This is a genomic window from Burkholderia sp. HMSC10F09 (genome assembly GCF_001806955.1).
GTDB classification, from domain to species: domain Bacteria; phylum Pseudomonadota; class Gammaproteobacteria; order Burkholderiales; family Burkholderiaceae; genus Burkholderia; species Burkholderia multivorans.
Window position 1 is genome coordinate 1 of record NZ_KV786823.1, and the last position, 8,117, is coordinate 8,117.

Genomic DNA, 8,117 nt, shown 5'->3' on the forward strand with positions numbered 1-8,117 from the left:
CGCGCGCGCCGCGCAGCGCGCGTGTGGCCGGCGGCTGACGGTCGAGCGGCAGCGCGATCGGGCCCGGCGCGTCGCGCAATGCGCCGCGCCAGTAGTCGAGCTGGCGCTCGGCCTCGCCGTTCGCGAGCATCTCGCGCTGCCACTCCGCATAGTCGGCGTACTGGATCGGCAGCGCGGGCAGCGACGGCGCCCGGCCTGCTGCATACGCGCGATAGGCGGCCGACAGCTCGTCGAACGCGCAGCGCGAACTCCAGCCGTCGCTGACCGCGTGATGCGCGGTCAGCAGCAGCCGATGGCGATCGTCGGCGAGCGCGACGAGCGTCGCGCGCACGAGCGGCCCGCGCGCGAGATCGAACGGCGTGCCGGCGTCGCGCTCCGCGAGCCGCGCGGCCTCCGCGTCGCGCGCCGCCGGCGGCAAGCCGCGCAGATCGACGTCGACGATCGTTACCGGCAGTCGCGCATGAATGCGCTGCATCACGATGCCGTCGTCGTTGTCGACGAGCGTCGTGCGCCACGCCTCGTGCCGCTCGATCAGATGGTCGAGCGCGCGCTGCAGCGCGGCACGGTCGAGCGCGCCGTCGATCGTCCAGTGCGCGGCGATGTGGTACGCGGCGCTTGCGTCGCGCGTCTGCGCGAGCACCCAGAAGCGTTGCTGCGCGAGCGACGCCGCGCGGTCGACGTGCGCCGCACCGGCACTCGGCGTCGTGCCGCGCGCGGCAATCGCGGCGAGCGGCGCGCCCGTCTCGCGCTCCGCACCGTCGATCGTGGCGGCGAGCTCCGCGAGCGACGGATCGGCAAACAGCGTATCGAGCCGCAGATTCACGCGCATCGACGCGCGAATCGCGGCCTGCAGCTGCATCACGGCGAGCGAATCGGCGCCGAGCGACACGAACCGATCGTCGCGCGACGGCGCGGCATCGAGCGCGAGCAGCGTCTGCCACAGCGCCGCGAGCTGCTGCTCGGTCGGCGTGCGCGGCGCGTCGCCGCCCTGCTGCGCGGTACGCGCAGCGGCGATGCGCTCGCCCAGCGCCGCACGGTCGAGTTTGCCGTTCAGCGTGTACGGCAGCGCGTCGCAGCGCACGAAACGGTGCGGCTGCCACGCGGCCGGCAGCTGCGCGGCGACGTGCGCGCCGAGCGCCGCATCGTCGATTGCCGCGCGCAGCGCAATGCATGCGATCAGCCGCGTCGGGCCCGCGCCGGTTTCGGCGACGACCGCGGCATCGGCCACCGCCGGATGCGCGCGCAGGCAGGCGGCGATTTCCGCCGGTTCGACGCGTACGCCACGCACCTGGACCTGATCGTCGACGCGGCCGATGTAGTCGAATGCGCCGTCGTCGCGAAGACGCACGAGATCGCCGGTGCGGTATACACGCGCGCCTGGCGCGCCGTCCGCATCCGGCACGAAGCGCTCGGCGGTCAGCGCAGGCCGCCCGTGGTAGCCGCGCGCGACGCACAGGCCGCCGAGCAGCAACTCGCCGGCGTCAGCCGCGGCGTCGCTGCGGTCGATGCGCGCGACGCGCGGACCGATCGGGCGCCCGATCGGCAGCGCGGCATACGCATCGTCCGCATTCAGCACCGGCGTCTCGCCCGGCTCGACCGGCCACAGCATCGGCGAAATCACGGCCTCGGTCGGCCCGTAGCCATTCACGAGCCGCACCGCAGGAAACGTGCGGCGCACGAATTCGAATGCCTGCTGCGGCAGCGCTTCGCCGCCGAACGCGAGCACGCGCAGCGCGGGCGGCACGCCGTCGCGCGCGGCGACGTTCGCGAATTCGCGCAGATAGGCGGGCGGAAACGCGGCTACGCTGATCGCGTCGCGCACCATCAGCGCATGCGCGGCGTCCGGCGCGAGCGGCTGCGGCGGCGCGATCGTCACGCTGGCGCCGAGCGCGAGCGGCGCGAGCCAGCATTCGTGCGCGGCGTCGAAATTGACCGACGCGAAATGCAGCAGCCGATCGTCCGCGCGGATCGGCAGCGCGGCCGCGAGCGCGTCGCAGTGCGCGGCGAGCGGCCCGTGTTCGACGACGACCGCCTTCGGCGTGCCGGTCGAACCGGACGTATAGATCATGTATGCGGCCGAGCGCGCATGCACGGCCACGCACGGGCCGTCCGATACGCCGGCCGCGCCGGCATGTGCGGCGGCGGCCATCGCGTCGGCGACGTCGAACGCGTGCTCGAACGGCGTGCGCAGCGCCGCGCGCCCGGCCGCATCGACGATCCCGTAGCGCAGCTGCGCGTCGCCGACGATCCAGTCGAGCCGGGCGGCCGGATGGCGCGGATCGAGCGGCACGAATACGCCGCCCGCCTTCAGCACCGCGAGCAGCGCGACGAACAGCTCGCACGAGCGCTCGACGCAGACGCCGACGCGCACTTCCGCGCCGACGCCGGCTGCACGCAGCTGCTGCGCGAGCCGCGATGCGCACGCATCGAGCGCGCCGCGCGACAGGCGCAGATCGTTCTGGAAAGGCGCCGCGAGCGCGGGCGCATCGGGCGCCTGCTGCGCCAGTTCGCGGATTCGGTGGTGCAACGCAGTCGGGAAACTCGTCATGGCGTGAAGTCCTTCGGTCCGGCCGCTTCGGCCAAGTCTCGGGGCCGCTTCGGGCGGCTTCACTGGTGTGACGAACGACGCGCGCGATTTTTTACCTTTTCGTATCGACACCCGTTTCGCACACGCCAGGGCCGCAGCATTGCTAAAGATTTGCCGCGCTCGTTCGTCTATCAGGAAGGACAGCGCGGACCCCGCCCGGCGCGGCCGATGCGATTACGTCCGTTTCGACGCGATTGCGTCCGCTGTCCGCTATCCGTTTCCCCTGTTTCCCTTGACCGACGTTGCCGATGACCGCCGCCCACGAGCCCACTTCCCCGCCGTCTCCCGATGCCGCGCCCGCCCGCCCCGCGACGCGCCTGATCCTCGCGCTGCTGCGCGAAAGCCGCGCGTCGTTCGCGCTCGCGCTCGTCGCCTGCGTGCTGAACGGCATCGCGAGCGTGCTGCTCGTCGCGACACTGAACCGTGCGCTCGCGCAGCCCGACGCGGCCGACGCCGCGCTCGCGTGGCGTTTCGCGCTGTGCGCGGTGATCGCGCTCGTCACGCGGATCGTGTCGGGCACGCTGTTCGCGCGGCTGTCGCAGGACACGATGGCGCGGCTGCGCGTGCATCTCGCGCGCCGCGTCGGCGCGGCCGAGCTGCGCGACATCGAACGGATCGGCGCGGCGCCCGTGCAGTCGGTGCTGACCGACGACGCGACGAACGTATCGATGCTGTTTTTCGCGCTGCCGAACCTCGTGATGCACGGCTCGATCGTGTTCGGCTGCCTCGGCTATCTCGCGTGGCTGTCGTGGCCCGTCTGTCTGCTCGCGCTCGCGGCCATCGTCGCCGGCTCGCTCGGCTATCACACCGGCGACCGCCGCGCGATCGCGTCGCTCGAAGCGGCCGGTCGTGCGCAGGACCGTCTGTTCGGCTATCTCGGCGCGCTGTTCTCCGGCGCGAAGGAACTGAAGCTGCACGACGCGCGCGCGCGCCAGTTCGTCGACGGCCAGCTCGGCGCCGCGATCGGCGAAGTGCGCGATCATCGGCGGCGCGCGTTCAGCGCGTATGCGGTCGGCGTCGGCTGGATCATCTTCCTGTTCTATGCGTTTCTCGGCGTCGCGTCGTTCTGGCCGGCGCTCGGCGTGCACGCCGACCCGGCTGCCGCGGCCGGCTACGTCGTCGTGTTCCTGTTCATGCTCGTGCCGCTCGACGGGCTGCTGAACAATCTGCCGACCGTCAATGCCGCGCGCGTGTCGCTCGCACGCATCGAAGGCGTCATGGCGGAATTCGGCGCACTGCGCACGGTGCCGCCGGCGAGCGAGGCGCCCGACGTGCCGCCGGCCGGCGCCATCGCGCTGCGCGGCGTCACGCATGCTTACTTCCACGAACGCGACGAGCGGATGTTCCGGATCGGACCGGTCGACCTGACGATCCGCCCCGGCGAGCTCGTGTTCATCGTCGGCGGCAACGGCAGCGGCAAGACGACGCTCGCGAAAGTGCTGACGGGCCTGTACGAACCCGAAGAAGGCACGATCGAAGTCGACGGCCGCGCGATCGGCTGGCGCGAGCGCGCGGCGTACCGGCAGCGCTTCAGCGCGGTGTTCAACGATTTCCATCTGTTCGATGCGCTGATCGGCATCGTCGATCCGGACGATCCCGACCGCGCACAGGCCGATGCGCGCGCGAACGCGCTGATCGCGAAGCTCGCGCTCGACCACAAGGTGAAGGTCGTCGACGGCGCGTTTTCGACGCGCGCGCTGTCGACCGGCCAGCGCAAGCGGCTCGCGCTCGTCGTCGCCTATCTGGAGGATCGGCCGTTCTATCTGTTCGACGAATGGGCGGCCGATCAGGATCCGACCTTCAAGGCCGTGTTCTACGAGCAGCTGCTGCCCGAGCTGCGTGCGCGCGGCAAGGCCGTAATCGTCATCACGCACGACGATCGCTATTTCGGGCTCGCCGACCGCCTGCTGAAGCTCGAGAACGGACGGATCGTCAGCGATACGTCGCCGTCGTGCACGCGCGCGCACGACGGCGTCGATGCGCTGAGCACGTAAACGCAAAGCGCCGGCCCATCGCGATCGCGACGGCCGGCGCCTCTGCGAACGACCGATGAAAAAGAACGGCGCGGCGAAATGCGCTCAGCGCACGGCCGGCAGCGCCAGCATCGTATCGGTCATCGCGTCGGCGAGTTTCAGCGCCGACATCGGCCCGCCGAAGCCCCAGATATTGCGCTCGATCATCGCGATCCGATGCTCGCGCCATGCCGGCACGAAACGCCACACCGGCGAGTCGAGCTTCGCGGACAGCGGCACGTCGAGCGCCGTCGCGGTCACGAACAGGATCGCCAGATCGCGCTGCGTGAGCAGATCGGCCGAGGTCACGTAGATCGTCCCTTCGCGTGTCGGCTTTTTCGGCCACGGGACGAGACCGAGCGCACGCGCGAGCCCGGCCGCGGTGCTGTTGCCGGTGTACGCCCAGTAACGGTCCGGCAGTCCGAGCTCCTGCAGCAGCGCGATGCGCTCGCCCGCGCGGCCGGCCGCCGACAGACGCGCCGCATTGCGCGCGAGCCCTGCGTCGAGTTGCGCTTCGACCGCGCGCGCACGCGCGTCGCGACCTGTCACCGTGCCGATCGTCCTGAAGATCTGCCGCATCCAGTCGAGCTGCGTGACCGGCACGCCGCCTTCCGACACGTTCGGGCTGAACTGGAACAGGATCGTCGGCGCGATGCGGTCGAGCGCATCGAAGATCGGCGCATGCCGGAAGCCGACGCCGATGATCAGGTCGGGCCTGACGGCCGCGATCGCCTCGAGGCCGGGCTCCTGCCGCGACCCGATGTCGGTCACGTGCGCGATACGCGCGCTCTCGTAGCCGAGCCAGCCCGGATAGAACGCCGTGTCGGCCATCCCGACCGGGATCAGATCGAGCGCGACGACGCTTTCCGCGAACATGAAGTCGAGCGCGACCACGCGCTGCGGCCGTACGGGCATCGTCGCGCTCGCCTGCGACACGACCGGATTGCCGGCGAGCGACAGCGCGCGGCGCGATGCGGGCGGCGCATCGGCCGCCCTCGCAGGCGCACCGAATACGCCGAATCCACCGAACGCAGCGAACGCGCCGCAGCACGCGCTGGCGGCGAGTTGCGCGAGCGCACGTCGGCGTCCCGCATCCGTCATCGGATCGCGTCCTGCTCGGCCAGCGCCGCGTCGTCCATCGTCAGCAGCAGAGGACAGCTTCCACACAGTTGCGTTTCTCCAGGAATTTCATAGCGCAGGCAGCACACGCGGCGCGCGCGAAACGGCGTCGGCAGCAACGGCGAGCGCGGCACCACGTCGCGCACTGGCAGCCGCAGCGGATTCGGTTCGCCGTCGACGCACGTCGCACCGAACAGCCACTCGGCATCGCGTGCACGGTCGATCGCGCACGGCAGCGTCCGGTAACGATCGAACAGGAAGTCGAGCAGATTGCCCGCGTTGCTCCAGAGCACGCGCTGCGTGACGCCGCCGATGCCGGCGAGCAGCGCGATCGTGGCACGCAGATGCGCGACGAGCCCCGCATGGCGGCGCGCCGGCTCGTCGCACGGCGCGCCGAGCGCGTCCGCGGCGAAATACAGCGCGCCGGGCATCCCGTCGTCGAGCGCGACGAACGTGCGCTCGGGCGTCATGTCGAGCGGCCGGCCGAGCGTCAGCGCGGCAACGACGCCGGCCGGCACCGCGCGGCCGAAATAGTATTTGCTCCACTGCGACACGAGCGCACGCGTATGGCGTGCCGGATCGCCGCCGTAATGACGGACCATCGCATCGACGATCGCGTCGCGGTGTTCGGCCAGCGCGGTGACCGGTACGATCCGGCGGCCGCCGCGCTGCGCGTCGTCCGGCATGCCGAGCCACACGACGTCGAGATGCGCCGCGAACGGCTCGGGCGCGAAGGTCGAGAAACGCGTCGCGCGTGCACCGTCGCGCAGCCCGGTCATCGCGCCGCGCGCCGCGTGCGGCGCGCCTCGAGAATCAGCAGCCCGAGCAGGTACGGCGCGCCGATCAGCGCGGTCAGCACGCCGGCCGGCACTTCACGCGGCGCGACGAGCGTGCGCGCCGCGAGATCGGCGGCGGCGAGAATCAGCGCACCGCAGGCGGCCGCGAGCCACAGCCGCGTGCGATGACGGCGCGCGCCGAGCATCGTCGCGACGTGCGGCGCCATCAGTCCGATGAAGCCGATCGGCCCGACCGCCGCGACGGCCGCGCACGCGGCGAGCGTCGCGATCGTCAGCGCGAGCGGCCGCAGTATCGCGACCGGCAGGCCGAGCGCGGCGGCCTGGTCGTCGCCGAGCGCAAGCATGTCGAGCGGCTTCGCGAGCCACGCGAAGACAGGCACGGCGAGCACGCACCACGGCACGAGCATCGACACCTCGCCCCAGCTGCGGCCGTACGTGCCGCCCACGAGCCAGACGACGAAGCGCGCGGGCTGCACGCTTTCCTGCGTGATCAGCCATTGCGCGAGCGTGGTCCATAGCGCGCCCGTCACGATGCCGGTCAGCGCGACCGCGAGCGGCGCATAGCGATGGCGATGATTGAGCGCGAGCGTGATCGCGAGCGACAGTCCGCCGCCGCTCAGCGCGGCGGCCGCGAGCCCGACGTGGCCGATTAACGGCCACGCGGACAGCGCGAACAGCGTGACGAGCCCCGCGCCCTGGGTAACGCCGAGCACTTCCGGCCCCGCGAGCGGATTGCGCACGACGCTCTGCATCGCGACGCCGCTCACCGCAAGCAGCGCGCCGGCGAGCAGCGCGCACAGCAGCCGCGGCATGCGCAGATCGAGCAGCATGCGCGCGAGCGGATCGTGCCCGGTCGACGCGGCGAACCAGCGCGCCGGCGCGAGCCATTCCGGCCCGGACGACACGCCGACGTATACGACGACGAGCGCGACCGCGGCGAACAGCGCGGAGCGCAGCGGCCAGCCGAGCCGTTCGAGCCAGCCGACGATGCGCGTCGACCGGCCGCCGGCCGCGCGCTCGGGCTGCCCGTGCAGCACGCCCGACCACGCCGCACCGCGCCGGATCATCGTCAGCATCAGCGGCGTGCCGACCAGCGCGATCGCGACGCCGGTCGACAGCGTCGCATCGAGTCCCGACGCGAGCACCGCGCTGTCGGTGACGAGCACGAGCGCTGCGCCGGCGAGTGCGGACAGCGGGACGAGCGCACCGAGCCGCGCCGCGCGCGCACCGCGGATCTGGCGAATCAGGTTCGGCGCGACGAGGCCGACATACGACAGCGGTCCCGCGATGCTGACCGCGACGCTCGTGAACGCGACTGCGACGACCGTCGCGGCGAGCCGCGTCGCATCGACGCGCACGCCGGCCGCGGCCGCCGCGTCGTCGCCGAGCGCGAGCGGATCGAGCGGCCGCATCACGAACGGCAAGGCGACGAGTGGTGCGACGAGCCAGCGCGCGGCGAGCGCGAGGCCGGCTGCGCCCGGCTGATACAGGCTGCCGTTCACCCACAGCGCGGCGCCCGCGATGTTCTGCTCGAAAAACGCGAGCACGAGCGTCGACAACGCGGCGAACAGCAGCATGCAGACGCTGCCCGCGAGCACGAGC

At 72.0% G+C, this 8,117-nt stretch carries 5 protein-coding genes; 1 reads left to right on the forward strand and 4 read right to left on the reverse strand.

Annotation, left to right across the window (positions count from 1 at the left end; all coding sequences use genetic code 11):
- On the reverse strand, window positions 1-2,548 hold a 2,548-nt coding region (locus HMPREF3115_RS20995), incomplete at its 3' end, for a non-ribosomal peptide synthetase (protein WP_141751712.1).
- A gap of 287 nt (window positions 2,549-2,835) precedes the next feature.
- Between HMPREF3115_RS20995 and HMPREF3115_RS21000 the strand changes: the two genes are divergently transcribed.
- The gene (locus HMPREF3115_RS21000) at window positions 2,836-4,581 is read left to right on the forward strand and encodes a cyclic peptide export ABC transporter (RefSeq protein ID WP_070555883.1); all 1,746 of its coding nucleotides are present in this window, start codon (window positions 2,836-2,838) and stop codon (window positions 4,579-4,581) included.
- 84 nt (window positions 4,582-4,665) lie between these two features.
- Here HMPREF3115_RS21000 and HMPREF3115_RS21005 read toward each other — a convergent pair whose 3' ends face one another.
- The 3 genes from HMPREF3115_RS21005 to fhuB all read right to left on the reverse strand — a co-directional run.
- Entirely contained in the window at window positions 4,666-5,700 is a 1,035-nt protein-coding gene (locus HMPREF3115_RS21005) for an ABC transporter substrate-binding protein (RefSeq protein ID WP_070555885.1), read from the reverse strand.
- Window positions 5,697-6,497, reverse strand: a complete 801-nt coding sequence (gene fhuF / locus HMPREF3115_RS21010) for a siderophore-iron reductase FhuF (RefSeq protein ID WP_006410699.1) — start codon at window positions 6,495-6,497, stop codon at window positions 5,697-5,699. The genes HMPREF3115_RS21005 and fhuF overlap by 4 nt, the downstream gene beginning before the upstream one ends.
- The coding region (fhuB, locus tag HMPREF3115_RS21015) for a Fe(3+)-hydroxamate ABC transporter permease FhuB (RefSeq protein ID WP_070555887.1) at window positions 6,494-8,117 on the reverse strand (1,624 nt) is incomplete at its 5' end. The genes fhuB and fhuF, both read right to left, overlap by 4 nt.